This window comes from Providencia sp. Je.9.19 (assembly GCF_051129765.1).
Taxonomy (GTDB): Bacteria; Pseudomonadota; Gammaproteobacteria; order Enterobacterales; family Enterobacteriaceae; genus Providencia.
Genome location: NZ_JBCPSS010000001.1, coordinates 197,264 through 219,340, shown reverse-complemented (window position 1 = coordinate 219,340; position 22,077 = coordinate 197,264). Strand labels below are relative to the sequence as shown.

The 22,077-nt window shown below is 44.4% G+C and carries 32 protein-coding genes, 3 tRNA genes and 1 pseudogene; 26 read left to right on the top strand and 10 right to left on the bottom strand.

Annotated features, from left to right (window positions below; all coding sequences use genetic code 11):
* Positions 1–5 precede the first annotated feature (5 nt).
* The 9 genes from AAZR93_RS01105 (at position 6) to AAZR93_RS01065 (ending at position 4,914) form a co-directional block, all read left to right on the top strand.
* Positions 6–1,196 carry a phage major capsid protein, P2 family gene (locus AAZR93_RS01105; RefSeq protein ID WP_434718726.1) on the top strand — a complete coding sequence of 397 codons (1,191 nt, stop codon included), beginning with the start codon at positions 6–8 and terminating at the stop codon, positions 1,194–1,196.
* Positions 1,197–1,206: 10 nt separating this feature from the next.
* On the top strand, positions 1,207–1,866 hold the full coding sequence (gene gpM, locus AAZR93_RS01100) for a phage terminase small subunit (protein WP_434718725.1): 660 nt from the start codon (positions 1,207–1,209) through the stop codon (positions 1,864–1,866).
* An 85-nt stretch (positions 1,867–1,951) separates the two neighbouring features.
* Complete coding sequence (locus tag AAZR93_RS01095) at positions 1,952–2,428, top strand: head completion/stabilization protein (RefSeq protein ID WP_434718724.1); 477 nt, start codon at positions 1,952–1,954, stop codon at positions 2,426–2,428.
* Positions 2,425–2,628, top strand: coding sequence for a tail protein X (locus tag AAZR93_RS01090; protein ID WP_434718723.1), 204 nt, complete (start codon positions 2,425–2,427; stop codon positions 2,626–2,628). Before AAZR93_RS01095 ends, AAZR93_RS01090 begins: the two co-directional genes overlap by 4 nt.
* A gap of 6 nt (positions 2,629–2,634) precedes the next feature.
* Positions 2,635–2,940, top strand: a complete 306-nt coding sequence (locus AAZR93_RS01085) for a phage holin family protein (RefSeq protein WP_115164217.1) — start codon at positions 2,635–2,637, stop codon at positions 2,938–2,940.
* A complete protein-coding gene (locus AAZR93_RS01080) occupies positions 2,933–3,340 on the top strand; it encodes a structural protein (protein WP_434718722.1) in 408 nt (135 codons plus the stop codon). Before AAZR93_RS01085 ends, AAZR93_RS01080 begins: the two co-directional genes overlap by 8 nt.
* Positions 3,337–3,888: a DUF2570 domain-containing protein gene (locus tag AAZR93_RS01075; protein ID WP_434718721.1), complete on the top strand. Its 552-nt coding sequence runs from the start codon at positions 3,337–3,339 to the stop codon at positions 3,886–3,888. The genes AAZR93_RS01080 and AAZR93_RS01075 overlap by 4 nt, the downstream gene beginning before the upstream one ends.
* Positions 3,872–4,300 (top strand): phage tail protein, encoded by a 429-nt coding sequence (locus AAZR93_RS01070; protein WP_434718720.1) that lies wholly within the window; start codon positions 3,872–3,874, stop codon positions 4,298–4,300. The genes AAZR93_RS01075 and AAZR93_RS01070 overlap by 17 nt, the downstream gene beginning before the upstream one ends.
* The gene (locus tag AAZR93_RS01065; RefSeq protein WP_434718719.1) at positions 4,297–4,914 is read left to right on the top strand and encodes a phage virion morphogenesis protein; all 618 of its coding nucleotides are present in this window, start codon (positions 4,297–4,299) and stop codon (positions 4,912–4,914) included. The genes AAZR93_RS01070 and AAZR93_RS01065 overlap by 4 nt, the downstream gene beginning before the upstream one ends.
* Positions 4,915–4,919: 5 nt before the next feature.
* On the opposite strand, the gene AAZR93_RS01060 is transcribed toward AAZR93_RS01065, so the two are convergent.
* A complete protein-coding gene (locus tag AAZR93_RS01060) occupies positions 4,920–5,207 on the bottom strand; it encodes an addiction module antidote protein (protein ID WP_117162001.1) in 288 nt (95 codons plus the stop codon).
* Complete coding sequence (locus AAZR93_RS01055; protein WP_434718718.1) at positions 5,200–5,514, bottom strand: type II toxin-antitoxin system RelE/ParE family toxin; 315 nt, start codon at positions 5,512–5,514, stop codon at positions 5,200–5,202. Before AAZR93_RS01055 ends, AAZR93_RS01060 begins: the two co-directional genes overlap by 8 nt.
* 128 nt (positions 5,515–5,642) lie before the next feature.
* Between AAZR93_RS01055 and AAZR93_RS01050 the strand changes: the two genes are divergently transcribed.
* From AAZR93_RS01050 to AAZR93_RS01010, 9 genes and pseudogenes are all read left to right on the top strand, one after another.
* Entirely contained in the window at positions 5,643–6,269 is a 627-nt protein-coding gene (locus tag AAZR93_RS01050) for a phage baseplate assembly protein V (protein WP_434718717.1), read from the top strand.
* Entirely contained in the window at positions 6,266–6,607 is a 342-nt protein-coding gene (locus tag AAZR93_RS01045; protein ID WP_434718716.1) for a GPW/gp25 family protein, read from the top strand. Before AAZR93_RS01050 ends, AAZR93_RS01045 begins: the two co-directional genes overlap by 4 nt.
* Positions 6,608–6,610: 3 nt before the next feature.
* On the top strand, positions 6,611–7,522 hold the full coding sequence (locus tag AAZR93_RS01040; protein WP_434718715.1) for a baseplate assembly protein: 912 nt from the start codon (positions 6,611–6,613) through the stop codon (positions 7,520–7,522).
* The gene (locus tag AAZR93_RS01035; protein WP_434718714.1) at positions 7,515–8,126 is read left to right on the top strand and encodes a phage tail protein I; all 612 of its coding nucleotides are present in this window, start codon (positions 7,515–7,517) and stop codon (positions 8,124–8,126) included. The genes AAZR93_RS01040 and AAZR93_RS01035 overlap by 8 nt, the downstream gene beginning before the upstream one ends.
* A pseudogene (locus tag AAZR93_RS01030) lies at positions 8,123–8,683 on the top strand (phage tail protein); the annotation flags it as partial. The gene AAZR93_RS01035 and the pseudogene AAZR93_RS01030, both read left to right, overlap by 4 nt.
* A 404-nt stretch (positions 8,684–9,087) precedes the next feature.
* Entirely contained in the window at positions 9,088–9,333 is a 246-nt protein-coding gene (locus AAZR93_RS01025) for a hypothetical protein (RefSeq protein WP_434718713.1), read from the top strand.
* Between the two features lie 9 nt (positions 9,334–9,342).
* Positions 9,343–9,639, top strand: a complete 297-nt coding sequence (locus AAZR93_RS01020) for a hypothetical protein (protein ID WP_434718712.1) — start codon at positions 9,343–9,345, stop codon at positions 9,637–9,639.
* Positions 9,636–10,400, top strand: a complete 765-nt coding sequence (locus tag AAZR93_RS01015) for a gp53-like domain-containing protein (protein ID WP_434718711.1) — start codon at positions 9,636–9,638, stop codon at positions 10,398–10,400. The genes AAZR93_RS01020 and AAZR93_RS01015 overlap by 4 nt, the downstream gene beginning before the upstream one ends.
* A 1-nt stretch (position 10,401) precedes the next feature.
* Positions 10,402–10,818 (top strand): tail fiber assembly protein, encoded by a 417-nt coding sequence (locus tag AAZR93_RS01010; RefSeq protein WP_434718710.1) that lies wholly within the window; start codon positions 10,402–10,404, stop codon positions 10,816–10,818.
* Between the two features lie 30 nt (positions 10,819–10,848).
* Here AAZR93_RS01010 and AAZR93_RS01005 read toward each other — a convergent pair whose 3' ends face one another.
* A complete protein-coding gene (locus AAZR93_RS01005; RefSeq protein ID WP_434718709.1) occupies positions 10,849–11,424 on the bottom strand; it encodes a serine acetyltransferase in 576 nt (191 codons plus the stop codon).
* A gap of 221 nt (positions 11,425–11,645) precedes the next feature.
* On the opposite strand from AAZR93_RS01005, the gene AAZR93_RS01000 reads away from it, so the two are divergent.
* The 8 genes from AAZR93_RS01000 to AAZR93_RS00965 all read left to right on the top strand — a co-directional run bounded on the left by AAZR93_RS01000 (position 11,646) and on the right by AAZR93_RS00965 (position 18,327).
* Positions 11,646–12,818, top strand: coding sequence for a phage tail sheath protein (locus AAZR93_RS01000; protein ID WP_434718708.1), 1,173 nt, complete (start codon positions 11,646–11,648; stop codon positions 12,816–12,818).
* A 3-nt stretch (positions 12,819–12,821) separates the two neighbouring features.
* Positions 12,822–13,337 carry a phage major tail tube protein gene (locus AAZR93_RS00995; RefSeq protein WP_434718707.1) on the top strand — a complete coding sequence of 172 codons (516 nt, stop codon included), beginning with the start codon at positions 12,822–12,824 and terminating at the stop codon, positions 13,335–13,337.
* An 11-nt stretch (positions 13,338–13,348) separates the two neighbouring features.
* Positions 13,349–13,657 carry a phage tail assembly protein gene (locus AAZR93_RS00990; protein WP_115164203.1) on the top strand — a complete coding sequence of 103 codons (309 nt, stop codon included), beginning with the start codon at positions 13,349–13,351 and terminating at the stop codon, positions 13,655–13,657.
* Between the two features lie 11 nt (positions 13,658–13,668).
* Positions 13,669–13,791 (top strand): GpE family phage tail protein, encoded by a 123-nt coding sequence (locus tag AAZR93_RS00985; protein WP_434718706.1) that lies wholly within the window; start codon positions 13,669–13,671, stop codon positions 13,789–13,791.
* Positions 13,784–16,489, top strand: coding sequence for a phage tail tape measure protein (locus AAZR93_RS00980; RefSeq protein WP_434718705.1), 2,706 nt, complete (start codon positions 13,784–13,786; stop codon positions 16,487–16,489). The genes AAZR93_RS00985 and AAZR93_RS00980 overlap by 8 nt, the downstream gene beginning before the upstream one ends.
* Positions 16,489–16,935, top strand: coding sequence for a phage tail protein (locus tag AAZR93_RS00975; RefSeq protein WP_434718704.1), 447 nt, complete (start codon positions 16,489–16,491; stop codon positions 16,933–16,935). The genes AAZR93_RS00980 and AAZR93_RS00975 overlap by 1 nt, the downstream gene beginning before the upstream one ends.
* Positions 16,932–18,044: a phage late control D family protein gene (locus tag AAZR93_RS00970; RefSeq protein ID WP_434718703.1), complete on the top strand. Its 1,113-nt coding sequence runs from the start codon at positions 16,932–16,934 to the stop codon at positions 18,042–18,044. Before AAZR93_RS00975 ends, AAZR93_RS00970 begins: the two co-directional genes overlap by 4 nt.
* A gap of 64 nt (positions 18,045–18,108) precedes the next feature.
* Entirely contained in the window at positions 18,109–18,327 is a 219-nt protein-coding gene (locus AAZR93_RS00965; RefSeq protein ID WP_115164198.1) for an ogr/Delta-like zinc finger family protein, read from the top strand.
* A gap of 65 nt (positions 18,328–18,392) precedes the next feature.
* On the opposite strand, the gene AAZR93_RS00960 is transcribed toward AAZR93_RS00965, so the two are convergent.
* The 7 genes from AAZR93_RS00960 to AAZR93_RS00930 all read right to left on the bottom strand — a co-directional run bounded on the left by AAZR93_RS00960 (position 18,393) and on the right by AAZR93_RS00930 (position 22,057).
* The gene (locus tag AAZR93_RS00960; protein WP_434718702.1) at positions 18,393–18,518 is read right to left on the bottom strand and encodes a hypothetical protein; all 126 of its coding nucleotides are present in this window, start codon (positions 18,516–18,518) and stop codon (positions 18,393–18,395) included.
* 12 nt (positions 18,519–18,530) lie between these two features.
* A tRNA-Leu gene (locus AAZR93_RS00955) sits at positions 18,531–18,617 on the bottom strand.
* An 8-nt stretch (positions 18,618–18,625) separates the two neighbouring features.
* Positions 18,626–18,699, bottom strand: a tRNA-Cys gene (locus AAZR93_RS00950).
* A gap of 25 nt (positions 18,700–18,724) precedes the next feature.
* Positions 18,725–18,800, bottom strand: a tRNA-Gly gene (locus tag AAZR93_RS00945).
* A 165-nt stretch (positions 18,801–18,965) separates the two neighbouring features.
* Positions 18,966–19,514: a CDP-diacylglycerol--glycerol-3-phosphate 3-phosphatidyltransferase gene (gene pgsA, locus AAZR93_RS00940; protein ID WP_336430837.1), complete on the bottom strand. Its 549-nt coding sequence runs from the start codon at positions 19,512–19,514 to the stop codon at positions 18,966–18,968.
* Between the two features lie 57 nt (positions 19,515–19,571).
* Positions 19,572–21,404, bottom strand: coding sequence for an excinuclease ABC subunit UvrC (uvrC, locus tag AAZR93_RS00935; RefSeq protein ID WP_294107647.1), 1,833 nt, complete (start codon positions 21,402–21,404; stop codon positions 19,572–19,574).
* Positions 21,371–22,057 carry a LuxR C-terminal-related transcriptional regulator gene (locus AAZR93_RS00930; RefSeq protein WP_294107649.1) on the bottom strand — a complete coding sequence of 229 codons (687 nt, stop codon included), beginning with the start codon at positions 22,055–22,057 and terminating at the stop codon, positions 21,371–21,373. Before AAZR93_RS00930 ends, uvrC begins: the two co-directional genes overlap by 34 nt.
* Positions 22,058–22,077: the final 20 nt, after the last annotated feature.

Genomic DNA, 22,077 nt, shown 5'->3' with positions numbered 1-22,077 from the left:
AGACAATGAGAAAAGAAACAAAAGTTAAATTTAACGGTTACATGACCCAGTTAGGCCATATTTACGGTGTTGAGCCACAAGAATTTGCAGCCTCGAAAGTGGAAATCACACCATCCGCTGCCCAAAAATTAGAAAGTAAAATTCAGTTAAGCGCCGTATTTTTGACCAAAATTAACATTGTGCCCGTCAAAGACCAAGTGGGTGAAAAAATCGGCATCGGTATTGGCTCAACAGTGGCAGGCACCACGGACACCACTAAACAAGACCGTGAACCAACTGACCCAACACAATTAGCCAAACAAGGTTATCACTGCCGACAAACAAATTTCGATACCGCTATACGTTATGAAAAACTGGATATGTGGGCCATGTTTGAAGATTTTCAGCGCCGTATCCGTGATGCCATTATCCAACGCCAAGCCCTTGACCGCATTATGATTGGTTTCAATGGCACAAGCCGCGTGGCAACCTCAAATCGCGAAGTCAATAAGCTCCTACAAGACGTCAATGTCGGTTGGTTACATAAAATTCGCCTTGAAGCGCCTGACCATGTTTTAGGCTCGTCAACGGACAAAGACACCAACAAAATCACGCCGGAACCAATCAAAGTCGGTAAAGGTGAAGATTATGAAAATCTTGATGCGCTTGTCATGCAAGCCATAGACCACGCTATTTCTGAGGTGTATGCCGATGATACAGATTTAGTGGTTATCTGTGGTCGCTCATTATTAGCAGATAAATATTTCCCAATTGTGAACCGTGATCAAGCCAATACTGAGGTTTTAGCCGCAGATGTGATTATCAGCCAAAAACGCCTAGGTGGCTTGCCGGCTGTGCGGGTGCCTTATTTCCCGAAAAATGGAATGCTCATTACTCGCTTAGATAATTTATCTATCTATTGGCAAATCGAATCACGCCGCCGTCAAGTTAAAGATAACGCAAAACGTGACCGTGTCGAAAACTATGAATCCGTCAATGAAGATTACATCATTGAAGATTACGATTGCGTGGCACTGATTGAAAACATTGAAATTATCAAGGGTAAATCCGAGTCAGATTCACCAGCAGGTGATGATGCAGAGCAAAAAGCAAAAATGCTCGCAACATTGGAAGAAAACGAAGCACTAAAAGCGGAACTGGAAGCGCTGAAAAATGCAGAACCCGAAAAAACAAGTAAAGAAAGCAAAGGCTCATAAGGGGTAAGCCGTGAACCTATGGGAAAAAAAACGCATGCAGGTTGAAGCAAAACAAGCCACCGAATACGGTGGCAGACTTGCCGACCCCTCGGAAGCAACACAAGTGAAATTGATGCTACGCCAACACATGCGCGACTTAGGAAAAATCCAATCCTTTGAACGCAAGGCGGTTTATAAGCGTAAAGCCCTGCCCTTGTATGAAATGTGGATCACTGAGGTGCTCAATAACCAATCAGGCGTGCAAGATGATGTATTGATGTACCTCATGCTGTGGAGCTTTGACGCGGGCATGTATGCTCAAGGGTTGGATATTGCTGCTTATGCACTCAAACACAATTTAACAATGCCATCCAACCAATCGCGCACAACGGGTTGCGCGGTTGCGGAAGAAATAGCAGACCGTGCCAAAGAAGCCTATACCGCTAAAAAACCCATTCCATTAGATATTTTGCAGCGCACCATGTCACTGATTGAGCATGAAGATATGCCCGACAAAGTGCGCGGTGAGCTGCATAAATGGCTCGGTTACAGCTTGCGAGATAATAGTTTACCCCAACCTGCACTGTGTGAATTATTGCGTGCCCTAGAACTCAATGACCGTTCTGGGGTGAAAGCAGATATCAATCAATTAGAGAAAATTTTATCTGCACAAAATCGTGTGGATGATTAACGAACGTGCCAACGCGCAAGGCGGCGCGAGACAAGAAACCCGTTTTCGAACTCTCGCCCACCGCCTACCTATTTAAGGCGGCTTTATGCAATACGTATCACCAGAGCAAGTCGACGAAAAAGATGAAACGCTCACCAGTAGCGCTTTTTGGCCGTCTATCAAAACATCGGCCTTTCGGGAATCGATGCGAGTTGATGGCACCGTGACACCTCAGCGCCTGATTAATGCCCTCAAAAACGCCATGATTGAAACGAATCGTGAGCTATTTCAATGGCAACAACAAGAGAACCATTTAGGTTTTTATACCCTTGCCAGTATCCCTGCTGACCACATTCATGAGGGTGATACCCACGAATCAGAATTGGTTTATCTGTATCGCCGTGCGGTATTTTGCAGCGCAAAAGCCAACTTAACCGAACGTTATCGCGATATTGATACCACGCCAAGTGGCAGTAAAAAAGCCGATGCCCTTGACCCGACCATTGAAGATTTACATCGCGATGCGGTGTGGGCGATTCAACGCATCAAAGGCACAACCCACAATATTGTGGAGTTGATATGAAAATTAGAACCATTCAAGGCGACACCGTTGATGGTATTTGCTGGCGATTTTATGGCAGAACAACAGGCATGACAGAAACCGTGTTACTCGCTAATCCCGGATTAGCAGAAAAAGGCGCTGTCATTCCTACTGGGCTGTTAATCGACATGCCAGAAGTGACAATGGAGCCAACACAACCACTTATACAATTATGGGATTAGCCACACATGTTTGATAAAGACCCGAACAGTTTCGGCATCGTTCAGTGGTTGCTACTGCTCTTCATTTCAATGTGGGGAGGTGCTGTGAGATATATCATTGATGTAAAAACAAATAATACACCGTGGAGCTGGTTTGGTGCCTTTATGCAAATGGTGGTCTCGGGATTTACAGGGCTACTCGGTGGCTTGTTAAGTATTGAATTTAATCAAAGCCTGTATATCACCTTATTTGCAACCGGTGTTTGTGGCGCGATGGGTAGCATTGCCCTCGCTTATTTTTGGTCTCGTTTTACAGGTGCAAAGCATGTCTAACCTACCACGCGGTATACGCAATAATAATCCGGGGAACATTCGCCACGGTGATAAATGGCAAGGATTACACCAGGAGCAAACCGATAAATCCTTTTGCCGGTTTATTGCGCCAGAATGGGGCTATCGCGCCTTATTTATTTTGATGCGAACCTATGAGCGTAAGCATCGCCTGTGTTCTATTCGTGAAATTATCAATCGCTACGCGCCACCGGTTGAAAACAACACCGAGGGCTATATTCAGCGTGTCGCCAAAGCGCTCAATGTCAGCCCGGGTGATTGCCTATCGGTGATGCAAAAAGAGGTCTTATTTGCCCTTGCGGATGCCATTACCCGTGTTGAAAATGCCGGTCAACAACCGTGGGGTATCGCTGAAATGCAACAAGGCTTTGATTTAATATGAATAAATGGGCGATAGGTTTCGGGTTGTTTGTTGTCGTCGGTATTATTTTTACCGGCCGGCAAGGGATTAACAAAATTGATCAGCTCAATGAGCACGTCGGGAAATTAACGGCAGAAAACACGCAATTAAGTTTAGATATTGATAAAAAATCAGCCGAAATTACCGAACAATCATTGAGTTTTCACCGTGCAAATCAAATTTCCGGTGATGCTTATCGCCGTGGGATTATTCAACGTGCCGCCACCGAGGAAAGAAAAATTGAATATAAAACCCTGCTTAAAAATGAGCCTACCTGTGATCTGCCTGTGCCTCAGTCTCTTTCTGATCGGGTGCTCAACAACGCCTACCGTATCCGTGCAAGCGCAATGCGTACCCATCCCGAAAACCTTAACGCAACCAGTACCGCCAACCCTACCGGACGGGTTTTAACCTATTGTGATTTGGCGTTATGGGTAGACCCATTATTAACAGATTTAGAAACCGCCAATACTCAACTTGGTGCGATTGAGCAATTTGACGAGGAGCGGAACCGTGAAAAAGCTCACTAACCTACGCAAATACCTCAGTAGCAAAATTAAATTTTTGCACGACAACCCCGAAAGTCTGTATTTATTCGTTGAAAATGGCCGTGTAATTTCCACGCTTGCACAGACGCCAAGCTATGAGTATGAATATACTGTTAATATTATTATTGAGCGCTATAGCGGTGATCAGGATATTTTAATTGCCGTGGTGAATGATTGGTTAAGGCAACACCAATCTGATATCGCCGCGAACCCCAGTAAGCGCCAGCAAGATTTTAAATTTGAAGCAGTCATATTGGATAACAGCACAGCGCATATCAGCATCGACTTAAATTTAACTGAACGTGTTCTTGCAAAAGACGATAACGGCAAATGGGTGATTGAGTCCATTTCAGAGCCGGCAAATCCATTTGATGAATGGCCAACCCCTCAATGAATGATGATACCCTGCGCCAGCTCGATAGCGAATTAAGTGCCCTACTTAACCGCGCATCACCGAATCAGCGCCGGCAACTCGCCAAAGAAATTACCCGCGATTTACGCCGCTCACAAATCCGGCGTATACAGCAACAAAAAAATCCCGATGGCAGCCCCTACACCAAGCGCAAAGCCAACTTTGTCACGGTACAGCGTGAAATCCAATTTATGTGGCGCGGTCAAAAACGCACCTTGCGCAACTGGCGAGGTAACAGCAAAACCATTACCGGCCAAGATGCAAATAAAAAAGCCCAGCGTTCGTTTCGCAAATCCAATATTCAGCGATATATCAGCATCAAAAAAGAGAAAATCAGCACTGAGCGCAAAACCAAGCAAACCCGTATGTTTAAGAAGCTGGCAACGGCGCGTTTCTTGCGGATGTATAACGGCGATAAAGAAGCGGCCATTTATTTTATGCCCTCAGCCGGCAATATCGCCGGTGTACACCAGTTTGGGCTAACTCAGCGCATTGGCCGTGCCGATGTCACTTATCCCACTCGCCAGCTATTAGGTTTAACACCGCAAGAAATACGGCATATTGAAAGCCAGATTATTGATTTTCTGGCTCGGTGATAGGATTAGTTAACGTGGGTTTTTACGGTTAATTCAACGCCAAGTGCTTTCATTACCGCTAAAGTTGATTTTAAAGTTGGGTTACCATCTTCACTAAATGAGCGATAGAGCTGTTCACGAGAAAGCCCTGTTTCTGCCGCAATTTGGCTCATCCCTTTAGCTCTTGCCACAATGCCTAATGCTTTAGCAATATAAGCTGAATCACCCGTTTCGATTGCATCAGCCATAAAAAAGGCAATTTCTTCATCATCAACTAGCGCAAGCGCCGGATCATAGGTTGTTAAATTACTCATCGTCGTTTTCCTCCAAAATCCACTTTTTAGCAAGTGTTTTGGCTAATGTAATATCCCGTGATTGCGAACCTTTTTTGCCACCACAGAGGAGTAAAATTATCGTATTACCACGTTGTTGAAAGTACACACGATAACCGGGTCCATGATGAATTCTTAATTCGCTGATCCCCTCTCCAACTGGCATTGCATCGCCTGCTAACCCATTTGCTAAACGAAACAAACGTGTCGCGATAATGGTGCGTGCCCTTTTGTCTTTTAGCTTAAATTCCCATAAACGGAATGCATCAGTTTGTTTAATTTCTTTCATATCATTGATTGTAGTTTAAAAACTACAACTTGTAAAGATAACCGATTTCACGTTGTTCAACTTGTGCCAATCCTGACACAAGCTCATGAATATGCGCAGTGTTCTGCATTCGTGGCAGTCTATACCTCATGAATAATACAGATATTTTACGCCTAATTAGAAACCTGATCCGTATTGGTGTCGTCACGGCCGTTGACACCAAGAAAGGCTGTCGTGTGCAAACCGGTGACTTGGAAACGGACTGGCTAAATTGGCTCACGTTACGCGCCGGCAGCACGCTCACCATGAATGCGCCGAGTGTTGGTGAGCAAGTACTTATCTTAGCCATCGGCGGTGAGTTAACCACCGCATTTGTATTGACAGGGATTTTCTCTGATGAATACTCAGAGCCAACCGATTCATTGACGGCCGATCATCGTACTTATTCTGATGGTGCGGTTATTGAGTATGAACCGGCAAGCGGTCAACTTAAAGCGACTGGAATTAAAACCGCAATCATTGACGCCAGTGAACAAATCAGCGCCACAACACAAGTGCTTGTCGTCAATGCCGCCAAACAAATCGACCTCAATACGCCCACTGTTAATTGCTCAAACAATCTGACTTGTGCCACTTTGAATGTAACCCAAGGCGGTGAAATGACCGGTGATTTCACCCATAACGGCGGCGCCATAAAATCAAATGGCATTACCCTGCATTCACACACACATGGCGGCATTCGTTCAGGTGGTGATTCCTCGGATGGTCCTCAATGAAATATTGCGGCATGAACCGAATCGATGGAAAAATCATTTCCGATATGGAGCATATACGCCAGTCGATCAGAGATATTTTAATCACACCCGTTGGCTCACGCATCGCACGTCGCACCTATGGCTCATTGCTATCTGAGCTTATCGACCAACCACAAAACCCCGCGCTTAAATTACAACTCATGTCGGCCTGCTATACCGCCTTAATGAAATGGGAACCGCGTATTTTGTTAACCCGAATTAGTTTGAGCAGTACCGAGGCCGCAAAAATGGTGGTTGATATTGAAGCGACTAACCAAGACACCAACCAACCCGTTAATTTTTCAGTGGATGTGAGGTAATTTATGGCCGCCAGTATCGATTTAAGTTTATTACCGCCGCCGGACGTTGTTGAAACACTCGACTTTGAAGTGTTATTTGCCGAGCGTAAAGCCGCATTAATCGCTGCCACACCAGCCGAGCAACGCGAAGCGATAGCCCGTACCTTGGAATTAGAATCCGAACCGCTCACTAAACTATTGCAAGAAAATTGCTATCGCGAGTTAATTTTACGTCAGCGTATCAATGAGGCCGCTCGCGCCAGTATGGTGGCTTTTGCTACCGGTGCCGACCTTGACCAGCTCGCCGCGAATAATAATGTTCAGCGCCTAATGTTATCGCCCGGCGATGAAAATGCTATTCCACCTATTGCGCCGGTGTATGAATCCGACTCAAATTTACGGTTACGTATCCCCGGCGCCTTTGAAGCGTTAAGCGTAGCCGGCCCGATTGGCAGCTATGAATATCATGCTCGTAGCGCGGATGGTCGGGTTTCCGATGCCTCAGTGATTAGCCCTGCACCGGCTTATGTCACGGTGACAGTTTTATCTCGTGAAACCGACGGCACCGCAACCGTTGATTTAATTGAAAAAGTCAATTTAGCGTTAAACGATGAAGATGTTCGCCCCGTGGCTGACCGTGTCACTGTACAGTCAGCCACCATTGTTAACTATGAAATCGACGCCGTGATCTACTGTTACCCCTCGCCTGAATACGAACCAATCACCGCTGCCGCCGAGGCGCAATTAAAACGCTATACCACCCAACAACACCGATTAGGCCGTGACATTGTTCTTAGTGCTATTTATGCCGCGCTGCATGTTCAAGGTGTTCAGCGTGTCGAACTGAAAAAGCCGGTTGCCGATATCAAACTAGATAAAACGCAAGCCAGCTATTGCACACAAATTAATGTGGCGCTAGGCGGCTCTGATGAATAACCGTTTATTACCCGTTGGCTCGTCGCCGTTAGAGCTCGCGGCGGCTGAATCCCTCGCGCAAATTGAGCGCGTGCCTATTCCGATTCGTGAACTCTGGAACCCTAATTTGTGTCCCGTGCATTTACTGCCGTATTTAGCATGGGCGTTTAGTGTTGACCGATGGGATAAAAACTGGACGGAAAAAGCCAAGCGAGATGCGATTAAATCCGCGATGTTTATTCATAAACACAAGGGCACCATTGGTGCATTGCGCCGTGTCGTTGAGCCGTTGGGTTATTTAATTCGCGTGATTGAGTGGTGGAAAACCAATGAAACACCGGGCACGTTTCGCCTTGATATCGGGGTACTTGAAACCGGTATTACCGAGGAAATGTATCAAGAGTTAGAGGCGTTAATTTTTGATGCTAAGCCGGCGAGCCGGCACCTTGTGGGGCTCACTATTCAACTTGAAGCCAAAGGCCATATTTATTGCGCCGCAGCCACCTATAGCGGTGATGAATTAACCGTTTATCCATACACACCCGATGTGATCAGCGTTGGTACAACCCTATCAACCGGTGCCGCCATCCATGTTATTGACGAAATGAGGATCACTCTCCAATGAAATACTTTGCTTTACTCACCACTTATGGTGAAAAAGTGCTTGCCGAAGCGACAGCCCTTGGCACTCAAATAGCACTTACCCATATGGCCGTTGGGGATGGTGGCGGTGCATTACCCACACCAGACACTCGACAAACTAAACTGATTAATGAAAAACGTCGGGCAGCCATTAACACCTTATTCATTGACCCTGTGAATACCAATCAAGTGATTGCCGAACAAGTGATCCCTGAAAATGAGGGCGGTTGGTGGATACGTGAAATTGGTCTATTCGATAAATCCGGTTTTTTGGTGGCAATTGCGAACTGCCCCGAAACGTATAAGCCTTTACTTGCCGAGGGCTCAGGCCGCACACAAACTATTCGTGTAGTGCTAATTGTCAGTCACACCGACGCGGTCACGGTCAAAATTGATCCCTCGGTGGTGCTAGCAACACGCGAGTTTGTAAATCAACGCCTTGAAGAACATGAAAAAAGTCGCAAACACCCTGATGCAACATTAACAGCTAAAGGTTTTGTGCAACTAACTCATCAGTTAGGTGACAGTAGCACTTTAGTCGTCACCCAAAAACTACTCACCGATGAACTCAAAAAAATCACATTCGTTACCCGAACATGGCAATTGACAGCCAAAGGCGGTGAAATGGAGCTCACCCCACCTTATCAATTTAAAAATTGCCTATTTTCAATCAATGGACTCATTCAACATGACCAATATTCCTACTCAATTGAAAATAATAAAATTCTTTTAGCCGAAATGCTTAAACAAGGCGAACAGATACAAATCATCATTGATGCCCCCTTAATCAGCACGCCGCTATCGGGTGGCTTGCCCATCAGTAAAGATGCCCGAAATGCGCTAACAACTGGCTCAGACAGTGGCATTTATTTAGATGAAGATAAATTCCAACCCATTGACGAAATTGAAGTCACCACACAAGAAAAAGATAAATAGGAAACATTATGCCAATTAAACGTACTGTCACTTTAAATTTTAAAACCACGGATGGAAAAACATTGCCCGCATCTTTTGATGTGAGTGATGGCGAATCCACATTCGAAGCTTGGAAAAAATTACCGGGAAATGCAGCGAAAACAGAGCAGCAATTTATTACCGAGCAAAAAGGTACGCCCGGCACGCCCGGTGCTCCCGGTGCTCAGGGCGCAAGTATTGTCAGCGTTGAAGTTCAAGTTAAAGAAAATCCATAAGGTGAAGTAATGGCAAAAGGTCGCACTGTCTCTCTGATATTTAAAAATAATGCTGGCCTTGCTTTATCGCCAGTGAGTTTTGTTGTTTTTGATGGTGACAATGCCACCCTTGATATTTCCGCTATTACACCAGTGGTTAAAGGTGGCGAAACTTCTTTTGCTATTGGTAATGTCAAGGTGCTGTCAGTCTCTATTAATGGCCTATCGCAACCACAAGGTCACGCTTACACGATTGAAGGCACTACCTTATTTCTGGCCGAAGCATTGCGAGCGACTGACTTTATTTCAATTGAGGTAACAAAATGAGTAAACCAACCGGTAAGCTAATTAGATTAACAGCAGGTAATTTGGGTGCATACACCAAGGCAGAAACCGACACTAAAGTCGCGGATGCTAAAAAAGCTGGTACTGATGCACAAGCTACGGCAAACGCCGCCAATACAGCCGCAACCAATGCAAACAATAATGCCAATGGCCGTGTTCCAAGTGGCCGTAAGGTCAATAACAAACCATTAACGGCAGATATCAGTCTTACGGCTGGTGATGTGGGCGCGTATACCAAAGCCGAAACCGATACAAAAGTTACGGATGCTAAAAAAGCCGGTACGGATGCGCAATCAACGGCCAATGCCGCTAATACCGCCGCAACCAATGCGAATAATAATGCCAATGGCCGTGTACCTAGTGGGCGTAAGGTAAACAATAAGCCATTAAGTGCAGATATCTCGCTGAATGCAGGGGATGTGGGGGCTTATACAAAAGCAGAAGTTGATGGAAAAATTACAGCATCTGGAGGTAAAAGTACGGCTAATAAAGCTGAAAGTGGTTGGTGGAAATGTGGTGATACAGGAGTGATCATTCAATGGGGAAAAGGAAATTTAAATAACGAAACATTGAATATTGAATTTTCCATCGCGTTTCCTAATATTTGTTTAACGGTATCTCCAATCAATACTTTACCGAGCGCGATGAGTGCAATAAATCTAACTGCAACCTCTAAAACATCAGCTACTCTCAAAAGTAGGACAGACCCAGCAACTATACGCTGGATGGCCATAGGATATTGATATGTATTATTACAGCGCAAAAAACAATGCGTTTTATCCAGAAGAATTAAAAACCGATTATATCAGTGCCGGATCATTCCCTGATGATGTGATAGAAATTAAGAATGCCACCTATGTAGAATTTTCATCTACGCCACCAAAGGGGAAAATAAGAGGAAATCAAGGTGGGGAGCTATGCTGGGTTAACGAGCCTGAGATAACTAAGGAAGAATTGATTGAGTATGCTGAAAAACAAAAAAAATATCGGGAAAATGAAGCGATCGAGGCTATTGTACCACTACAATACGCCATCGATTTAGGGATAGTAACAGATAAGGAAATGGCATCACTCAATGACTGGAAAGAATATAGGGTATATCTAAATCGCGTTGATACTTCAACAGCGCCAGAAATTGAATGGCCAGCAAAACCAAGTTAAATGCCTCCCCAACACTTATGTGTTGGGGGGTTACCAAATAGAGCGATTGTTCTTCTCTGAGTGTTTTACTGTATTATCTTTTTTTGGCGTATAAACAATACAATTATCTGGAATATTTTTATTAATAAAACACATTGCTCCTATCATGACATTATTACCAATTTTAATATCATCGCCAATAATACAAGAGTGCGCCCCAACGGTAACGTTATCACCTATACAAATTGAGCCTTTCTGAGATGACGACAAAATACCTATAGTCGTATTTTGCCTAGCGTGAAAATTTGTACCAATAATTGATTCATAAGCAATTACAAGACCAACATAATGGCTGATAGAAAGGCCATGTTTAATTTTAGCACCGACATCAATATCACAGCCGTATTTAGAGCGTAACTTTCTGTTTATATAGTTAGCCAGTTTTGGAGCTTTTTTTGATAAAAAAAGATAGTTCGCAATGCGCCACCAAAAATTAAAGCGCCGTTTGGGATAAAACCACGCTCTTCGGAAGGCCCGACCCCAAGAAAATCTGCTGTAGTCATCTGTTTGAATCACTTCATGCATTAAGCATATTTTTAGATGATCAATTGAACCGTGTTCACACACTCTATACGCTCCCAAACCTAAAATTTTCAACTTTGATTTTACAATATCATAGTATACTTAATCATAATATATTGATTTACATTAAGAATGAAGACTAAAAACATCATATACCATTGTTTCGGGGGGAGCTTTGTCCCATCCCCCACACAACCCTCACCTCGTGCATTTGTCTTAACCACACCACAAAATTGAGTCATGACTAAATAGAGGACGCTATTGTTATGGCTCAAGATTATCATCACGGTGTGCGTGTTATTGAACTCAACGAGGGCACGCGCCCTATTCGCACCATTAGCACCGCGATCGCTGGCATGGTCTGTACTGCCGACGATGCGGACGCAAAATATTTTCCACTCAATACGCCCGTATTAATTATCGATGTTATTGATGCGGCTGGCAAAGCTGGTGATACCGGCACACTCGCGCGATCATTAGAAGCCATTGGCAACCAAGCCAAACCGGTCACGGTCGTTGTGCGTGTTGAACAAGGTGAAAGCGAAGCCGAAACCACATCGAATATTATTGGCGGCTCTACCGCCGAGGGGCGAAAAACAGGCTTACAAGCACTGACCGCCGCACAAAGCCGAGTCGGTGTAAAACCGCGCATTCTGGCCGTACCGGGTCACGATACCCAAGCGGTTTCCGCTGCCATCGCCGGTATCGCACAAAAAATGCGCGCTATGGCCTATGTCAGTGCTAATAGGTGTAAAACTGTTTCTGAGGCCATCAAATACCGTGAAAATTTCAGTCAGCGTGAACTGATGTTGATTTGGCCGGAATTTCAAAGCTGGGATACAGTCGCCAATGCAGAGGCCAATATCTACGCAACCGCCTGTGCCCTTGGCTTACGTGCCAAAATCGACAATGAAACAGGCTGGCATAAAACCCTATCTAACGTAGGCGTCAATGGTGTGACCGGTATTTCTGCCGATGTATCGTGGGATTTACAAGACCCTGCCACGGATGCCGGCTTGCTCAATGAAAATGACATTACTACCCTCATTCGTCACAACGGCTTCAAGTTTTGGGGCTCACGCACCTGCTCTGATGATCCATTATTTGCATTCGAATCTTATACCCGTACCGCGCAAGTTTTAGCTGACACCATAGCGGAAGGTCAAGAATGGGCAATCGATGGAACATTAACGCCATCGCTAACTCGCGACATTATTGAAAGCATTAATGCCAAGTTGCGCAGCATGACAACGCAAGGTTATTTGCTCGGTGGAGCATGTTGGTTTGATGCAAAAGTTAATACCAAAGAAGAACTCAAAAGCGGCAAGTTATATCTTGATTATGACTATACACCGGTTCCACCACTTGAAAACTTGTTATTACGCCAGCGTATTACCGACCGCTATTTATTAGATTTCAGCAGCAAAATTAAGGGATAACCAATGGCTTTACCGCGCAAATTAAAAAACATGAATTTATTCAACGATGCTCAAAGTTATTTAGGCATCATTGAGGAGGTCACGCTGCCTAAAATTACTCGTAAGTTTGAGGGGTATCGTGGGGGCGGCATGAACGGCTCGGCTCAAATTGATATGGGGCTGGATGATGGTGCACTGGATATGGATATCACGCTTGGGGGTATTGAAGCGCAAATTTATGAGCAGTGGGGTATTTCACAAATCGACGGCGTAATGTTGCGATTCAATGGCGCTTATCAGCGTGATGATACCGGTGAAACCACCGCTGTTGAAGTCGTTGTACGGGGACGATTTAAAGAAATTGACCCGGGAAACTCAAAAGCCGGTGAGAATACACAAGTAAAACTGCCGTTTATACCAACCTATTACAAGTTAATTATGGATGGTAGTGAAAAAATAGAAATTGATATTCTTAACATGGTTGAAAAGGCCGGCGGTGTTGACCGTTTAGCCGAACAACGCGCCGCCCTGGGATTATAAGGTAAAAGTAAATGACTGAACAAATGAATAAAACCCAAGCGACTGTCGTATTAGATGAACCCATCAAACGCGGTGAAACTGAAATCACCGAAATTGTGGTACGTAAACCCAATGCGGGTGCATTACGTGGAGTGCGCTTACAAGCGCTGATGGAAATGGACGTGATCTATATGGCCGAAGTACTGCCACGCATCACGGCACCGGCGCTGACTAAACCCGAAATCATGACAATGTCCCCCGGCGATTTGGTTAACTTATCGATTGAGGTGGTCAATTTTTTGTTACCGAACTCGATGCGTGCCGACTACCAGAACGATTAACCGTCGATGATATGGTGGCCGATATTGCCACCATCTTTCATTGGCCACCGTCAGCAACCGCAGAAATGGGGCTGATTGAATTATTAGAATGGCGTGTTCACGCTTATAAACGAAGTGGTGCAAGTGATGAGTAAAAATCTACGTTTACAAGTGGTGCTTAGCGCCGTTGATAAATTAACTAAACCGTTTCGCAGTGCGCAAGAGTCCAATAAAAAACTGGCGGGTGCAATCCGTCAGTCTCGTGACACCTTAAAAGCCCTGAATCGTCAAGCCGGTCAAATTGACGGCTTTCGTAAAGCTAAACAACAACTCACTGAAACCCAACAAGCTTATCAAGCTGCCACCGCTCGGGCGACAAGTCTCGCGCGAGCCATGAGTTCAATCGAAAACCCCACACGAAAACAAACCGCTGAATTCAACAAAGCGCAACGCGAAGCCGCGCAACTTAAAAATAAATTTGGCGAACTACAGCAATCGGTACAACGCCAACGTAGCGAACTGCAAGCCAATGGCATATCGACAAATCAACTCGGGCAATCACAACGCCGGCTAAACAGTGATATTTCGCGCACAACGCAACAATTACAGCGCCAAGAACAACAGCTACGCCGCAGTGCCGAACAAGAACGGCGTATGTCTAATGCACGAAATAGTTACCAAAAAACTATGGATGTGCGCAATAAAATGGCCGGTTCCGGGGCGGCAATAACCGCTTCCGGCATTGGCATTGGTTATGCCGCTAAAAAAGTCTTAGCACCGGGTTATGATTTTGAAGTGGGCATGTCAAAAGTACAGGCATTAACACGGCTTGATAAAGACTCGGAGCAATACAAAATGTTACGAGGCCAAGCGCGTGAACTTGGGGCAACGACGGCGTTTACCTCAAATGAAGTCGCCCAAGGGCAAGCCTTTTATGCGATGGCCGGTTTTAAACCTGAACAAATTAAAAACGCCATGCCCGGCACATTATCCATGTCATTAGCCGGCGGCATTGATTTAGCGACCACGGCCGATATTGGTTCGAATATTTTGACCGGCTTCAAGTTAAACTCTGATGAAATGAACCGCGTCAGCGATACCCTTGTTGCCACCTTTACCCGTTCAAACGTCAACTTAAACATGCTTGGCGATACCATGAAATATGTGGCACCGGTGGCCTCGGGTTTAGGGGTTGATTTAGAAACAGCCGCCGCCGCAGCCGGTAAATTGGGGGATGCTGGTATTCAAGGCAGTATGGCTGGCACCGGATTGCGTTCTATTTTAGGTCGATTGGCCGAGCCACCGAAGATGGCTGAAAAAGCCCTTGATAAGCTAAAAATTAAAACGCGTGATGCAAAAGGTAACTTACGCGAGTTTACGGACATTCTTACCGAACTGGATAAGAAAACCAAAAAGATGGGGACAGCCGAGCGCGCAGGCTTCTTTAAACATATCGCCGGTGAAGAGGCATTTTCCGCGCTATCTGTCTTAGTTGACCAAGCCGGCTCAGGGCAATTGCAAGCTATGGTGGCCGAAATTAAAGCCGCCAAAGGGGAAGCCGGTAAAGTCGCCAAAACCATGACCGATAACCTTGATGGTGACTTAAAAAACTTAACCTCTGCCTATGAAGATGTGGGTATTCAAATCTTTGGCGGTGCGGATAGCCCTTTGCGTGATATTGCAAAACGGGTGACTGACCTCATTTCCAAATTTGGTGAGTGGGCAAAGAAAAACCCGGAGCTCGTCAAGCAAATCACCATGATCACCTTGGGGCTCAGTGCCGTACTCGCCGTGGGTGGTGGTATCTCTCTAATGATTGCCGCGATGATCGGCCCTCTCGCAATGGCAAAACTCAGCCTCTCGGTGCTGGGCATTAAAGGCAGTGGTTTTTTATCCTTACTGATTAAGCCCATAAAACTAGTCGGTGCCGCATTTATGTGGATGGGCAAAGCCCTATTAGCCAACCCGATTATCTTAATTATTACTGCCATTGCCGCTGCCGCTTATCTCATTTACAAATATTGGGATGACATTGTTCCCTATGCGAAAAAGCTCTGGGATAGCGTTACAGATATATTTTCGCAATTTTGGGAGGGGATTAAAGCCTATGTTCTAAACTGGGGACTTGTCGGGCTAGTCTATCAACACTGGGATAGTATTGTTTCAGTCACGACGCGTATGTGGGCGTTGGTCAGAAAAACCATTTCTGATAAGTGGGATCAGATTGTTGCTGATGTCAAAGGCTTACCTGAGCGCTTTAAACAAATTGGTGGCGAAATTATTGATAGCCTAAAAAATGGCATCCTAGAAAAATGGGACACACTCAAGGCGCAATTCGCTGAAATCAAGCAGATGGCCACCAATATCTTGCCCGACTGGATGCTATCCGATGATGTAAAAACCACACGGGCACTATCCCAAGTTAACGTTATTCAAAGCAGCATGAAAAGTGCCGGTATGTTTGACAGTGGCGGCTTTATTCCACGCGGCCAGTTTGGTATTGCGGGCGAATATGGTCCTGAAATCGTCAATGGTCCTGCGCGTATCACTAGCCGAAAAAGTACCGCCGCCCTTGCCGCTGCGGCGCTCACGTTTGGTTCCATGTCAGCCGCCGCCGATAAACCGCTTCACCCTCTTGCACTGCCAGCAAGTAGCTATCAATCCGCGCCGGCGACAATTAATCAAAATAACCATACAACAAGTGCTGCGCCAATCGTGATCAACATTCATCCTACACCAAATCAGTCACCGACTGATATTGCACGTGAAGTGGCTAAGCAGCTCGAACAGCACCAACGCCGCGAACAAGCACGGCAATTAAGCCGCTACCAAGACAGTGAGGACTACTCATAATGGCAATGGCTGCACTCGGTTTATTCGTCTTTCATTTGCGTACTACCCCATACCAAATGATGCAAATTAATAAAAAATATCGCTATGGTTTTAATAATCGCATTGGCAAACGTCCGGCTTTCCAGTACATCGGTCCTGACAATGATGATTTCACATTAAGCGGAACATTATACCCCTCGCTAACCGGAGGCAGATTATCATTGCTTACACTCGAATTAATGGCTGATATGGGTAAAGCGTGGTCGCTGATCGATGGTACTGGCACGATATACGGTATGTTTGTGATTGAAGAAATCACACAATCCAAAAGCGATTTTTTCAATGATGGTGCCGCTCGAAAAATAGATTTTACCTTAAAACTCAAACGTACCGACGAGTCCTTATCTGAAATGTTCGGCGATCTCAATCAGCAACTTAATGATATACGCGGAGCCATACCCTTATGAGTTGGTTTACTGGCGATGAAAGCACCCCGTCTTTTGCCCTCGCTGCCGGCGGTGAAAATATTAATGCTCAAATTCAAGGCCGATTAATGTCACTCACTATGACCGATAACCGAGGCTTTGAGGCTGACCAATTGGATATTGAGCTCGACGACAGCGACGGACAATTAGCCTTACCCAAACGGGGCGAAACTTTATCACTCCATTTAGGTTGGAAAAATGCGCCATTGATTTATAAAGGCACCTTTACCGTTGATGAAATTGAGCATAGCGGTGTGCCAGATAAGCTCACCATTCGTGGGCGTAGTGCGGATTTTCGCGATACATTGAACGTTAAGCGCGAACAGTCCTATCACCAAAAAACCTTGGGCGATATTATTCGTACCTTGGCAGAGCGCAATAAGTTAAAGCCGGTGATTGATAACAAATTAGATAAAATTAAACTGGCTCACATTGACCAAACCAATGAATCAGACGGCTCATTTTTAACCCGAGTTGCTAAACAAGAGGGGGCGATTGTTGCGGTTAAAGACGGTAATTTATTGTTTATGCGCCAAGGGCAAGGTTTAACCGCCAGTGGTCAACCCATTCAGACCATGAATATCACACGTTCCGTGGGCGATGGACACCGTTTTTCATTGGCTGACCGTGGCGCCTACACCGGCGTCATTGCAAACTGGTTAAATACCCGTGAGCCCAAAAAGAAAAAAGAAGTCATGGTAAAGCGTAAGCGCAAAAGCAAAAAGCCGGCTAAACCAACGAAAAAAATTGAGCCAAAAGAAAAACAAGGTGAATACCTCGCCGGCGAACAAGGGAACGTCCTCACCCTGTCCCACACTTACGCCACAAAAGAAAACGCCTCTCGAGCGGCAAAAGCCAATTGGGAAAAAATTCAACGCGGTGTGGCCTCATTTTCGATTCAACTTGCCCGAGGCCGCGCCGAGCTTTACCCTGAAATGCCCGTTATCGTAAGCGGCTTTAAACCGGAGATTGATATCGCTGAATGGATATTAACGCGCGTTGTGCATTCGTTAAATGACAGCGGATTTATGACTGCATTAGAATTAGAGGTAAAAATCTCTGATCTGGACATTGCCAGTGAAGAAAAATAACACTGTACAAAAACCCATGCTATACTTGCCTTAATATTAACATCATGACAAAAGGTACATTATCATGATGAATTGCCCTCTTTGCGGTTACGCCGCACACACCCGTAGTTCCCTACAAGTTTCAACCGAAACCAAAGAACGTTATAACCAATGCCAAAACATCAATTGTGGTGCAACGTTCGTTAGCCACGAATCAGTAGCGCGATTTATTAGTAAGCCGGGGGAAGTCAAGCCGGTTAATCCACATCCAAATAAATTCCAGCAAGAGGCGTTGGCGTTATAGATCATTTAAACACCTTAGATTAAAACCTTTACAGTAAACGAGTATTGCTTCTTAGATACAGGTAACTAAAAACCTACGCCGCCACCCTGCCGCCATTTTGTCGCCACTTGACGTTTTTGATGACAAATTTCAGATGCAAAAAAGCCACCCGAAGGTGGCTTTTTCTTTACTCTAACTTGTTGATTACTCAATCAAGTTTTATTTGGTGCCCAGGGCGGGACTTGAACCCGCACAGCCTAAAGGCCGAGGGATTTTAAATCCCTTGTGTCTACCGATTTCACCACCTGGGCTAAATTTTTGGAGGCGCGTCCCGGAGTCGAACCGAGCTACACGGATTTGCAATCCGGTGCATAACCGCTTTGCTAACGCGCCTTTTCCACTAATCTCTTAGAGAGATTGGAGCGGGAAACGAGACTCGAACTCGCGACCCCGACCTTGGCAAGGTCGTGCTCTACCAACTGAGCTATTCCCGCCTGAAGTTTTCACTTCTAATTTAGCTTTTCAAACTGGCTGATTTACTTATTTTTTTTCGTAAACCTAGTTGCCGTCCGATGCGATGCATTCTACTGATTTCACATTTCGAGTCAACACAATTATTGAAATAATTGAATCGTTCGCTGTTTTTTCAATCATTTCGATCAAGCTTCGCTCAAATCACTCCATGCAGCCATCAAATATTGGAACATTGACCAGAAAGTTAAGATTGCAGCAACATACATTAATGCGATAGAAAGATTCTCAATCAATGGATTTGGACGCCATAACAAACCAACAAGTGACATCATTTGCGCTGTTGTTTTAAATTTCCCGATCCAAGAGACCGCCACACTACTACGCTTACCTATCTCTGCCATCCACTCTCTTAGAGAGGAAATGATAATCTCACGAGCAATCATCGTTGCAGCAGGCAATGTGATATACCAAACATCATAACTCTCAGTGACAAGAACCAAAGCAGTCGCCACCATCACTTTATCTGCGACTGGATCTAAAAACGCCCCAAACTTTGTGGTTTGCTTCCAAAGACGGGCTAAAAACCCATCAAACCAATCAGTCACCGCCGCAATAACAAAAATTAATGCACAGGCAAAAGGCCCCCAGCTCACTTGCAGGTAGAAAGCCAATACAAAAAACGGTATCAGGATGACTCGAAATAAGGTCAACCACGTAGGTATATTTAATTTCATCGCGCTCACTAACTTTTTGACCAAGTTGGATATTATAAGTATGTTGCCCTAAGACACTTACTGTTTCAATGCATTATAAATCTTTTCTGCCAGTGCGTATGAGATCGAGGGCACTTTTGCGATCTCTTCTATGCTCGCATTGCGTAAAGGCTGTAATCCCCCCATATATTTCAAGAGCATTTGGCGGCGCTTAGGCCCAATTCCTTCTATTGATTCTAATGCACTGGTATTTTTAACTTTTGCTCGGCGTTGCCTATGTCCTGTAATAGCATGATTGTGAGACTCATCTCGAATATGCTGAATAACATGCAACGCTGGCGAATCTGGTGGTAATGAGAAACCTTCACCTTCTGGTTTTAAAAATAGCGTTTCAAGCCCTGCACGGCGATCACTCCCTTTTGCCACACCAATTAATAAAGGATGGTCTTTATTCCAGTCCACTTCTAAAGAGTCAAAAACGTCTCTAGCTTGACCAAGTTGCCCTTTTCCCCCATCAATGAAAATAATGTCAGGAATTTTATTTTCATCGATATGCTTACCATAACGACGAGTTAGCACTTGATGCATGGCAGCATAGTCATCGCCTGGGGTGATCCCTGTAATATTATAGCGCCTATATTCAGATTTAACCGGACCGGTTTTATCAAACACAACGCAAGAAGCAACAGTTTGCTCCCCCATGGTATGGGATATATCAAAACATTCCATGCGAGAAATCGAATCGAGTTTAACAACTTCTGCCAATGACTTTATTCGTTGAATTATCGTTGACTGTTGCGCAATTTTTGTTGATAACGCAATCAATGCATTAGTACGTGCTAATTTTAAGTAACGTGCTCTTACACCGCGAGGTTGACTTTGAATATTAATTTTTCGCCCAGCAAGTTCAGAAAGTGAGCTTGCAAGTAACTCTTTTTCAGCTAAAGCAAAATCAATCAGTATCTCGCCAGGTAACGTTCTATTCTCACTACCTTGCAGATAGAACTGCCCTAAAAAAGTTTGAACAACTTCATCTAATAAAGTCCCCGACGGTATCTTAGGATAATAGCTACGACTTCCTAATACTTTCCCTTGACGAATAAATAAGACATGGACACAAGCTAGTCCTGATTCGAATGCCACGCCGATAACATCCAGATCGTCGCTTCCGCCTGAAACATATTGCTCTTCAGTTACCGCTCGTACTGCTTGTATCTGATCACGAAATCGTGCCGCATCTTCGAAACGGAGATCTTGGCTCGCCTTTTCCATGCGTTCAATTAAACCGGTCAGAACTTGCTTATCTTTCCCAGTCAAAAATAGACGAACATAGTTGACTTGCTGGTCATATTCTTCATCAGTCACTAAACCTTTAACACAAGGCCCCAAACAGCGCCCTATTTGGTATTGTAAACAAGGTCTAGAACGATTCTTATAAACGCTATCTTCACACTGACGGATAGGAAACAATTTTTGCATCAAAGCCAGTGTTTCTCTCACAGCATAAGAATTTGGGAATGGCCCAAAATATTCACCCTTTGCATGTTTAGCGCCGCGATGTATCGACAAACGAGGATGAGTTTCTTTGCTTAAAAAGATATAAGGATAAGATTTATCGTCTCGCAACAATACGTTATAGCGTGGTTGATACAATTTGATGTAATTGTGTTCAAGCAATAAGGCTTCAGTTTCGGTGTGAGTCACCGTGACATCTATTGAAGCGATATGCTTGACGAGTTGTTCTGTCTTACGACTACCAACATTTTCTCGAAAATAACTCGATAATCGTTTTTTAAGATCTTTTGCTTTTCCGACATAAATAACAGTTCCGCCAGCGTCATACATTCGATAGACGCCAGGCTGGTTAGTCACTGTTTTTAAGAAAGCTTTTGGTTCGAACTGTTCTGCCACCCTGATAAACCCTGTTTTGCCGTAATTAAACCATAACTGATTGCTATGTGTGTTAATTCTACATCACTACAGATATTAAGTTTACCAAACATTCTATATCGATAGGTATTTACTGTTTTTGGGCTCAACGTAAGCGACTGCGCAACCTTTTTAATTGGAATTCCCTGTGTTATCATCAACATAATTTCAAGTTCTCTAGCAGATAACAACTCATATAAGTCATGTTCATGACTATGAAGCAGCCTCTGTAGGGCAATATCTTGAGCTATATCGGGTGAAATAATTCGACGACGTGCGTTAACCACTTGAATAGCCTCAATTAAATCGTCTTCATTAATATTAATACTTAAAATACCAAAAATACCAATATCAAGTGCTTTAAGCACAAATGAATAATTACTACGGATATTATATATAATAATACCAACTTCAGGTTGAGTTCGTCGAAGTATTTGGATTGTTCTTAGCGACTCAAATTGGCAATTATCACTACTAATTAAAATAATATTCGCTCTTTGTTGTCGATTCCAAGCAATAGCGTGTTCTAGCAACGGAAATGATGCGACAATTTTACAACGTGATATTCGACTAAATATAGTTTCAAACCCACGAATAGTAATATTATTATCGTCAATAATTATAATATTAATCAATTACCCTTCCTATCCTTTAT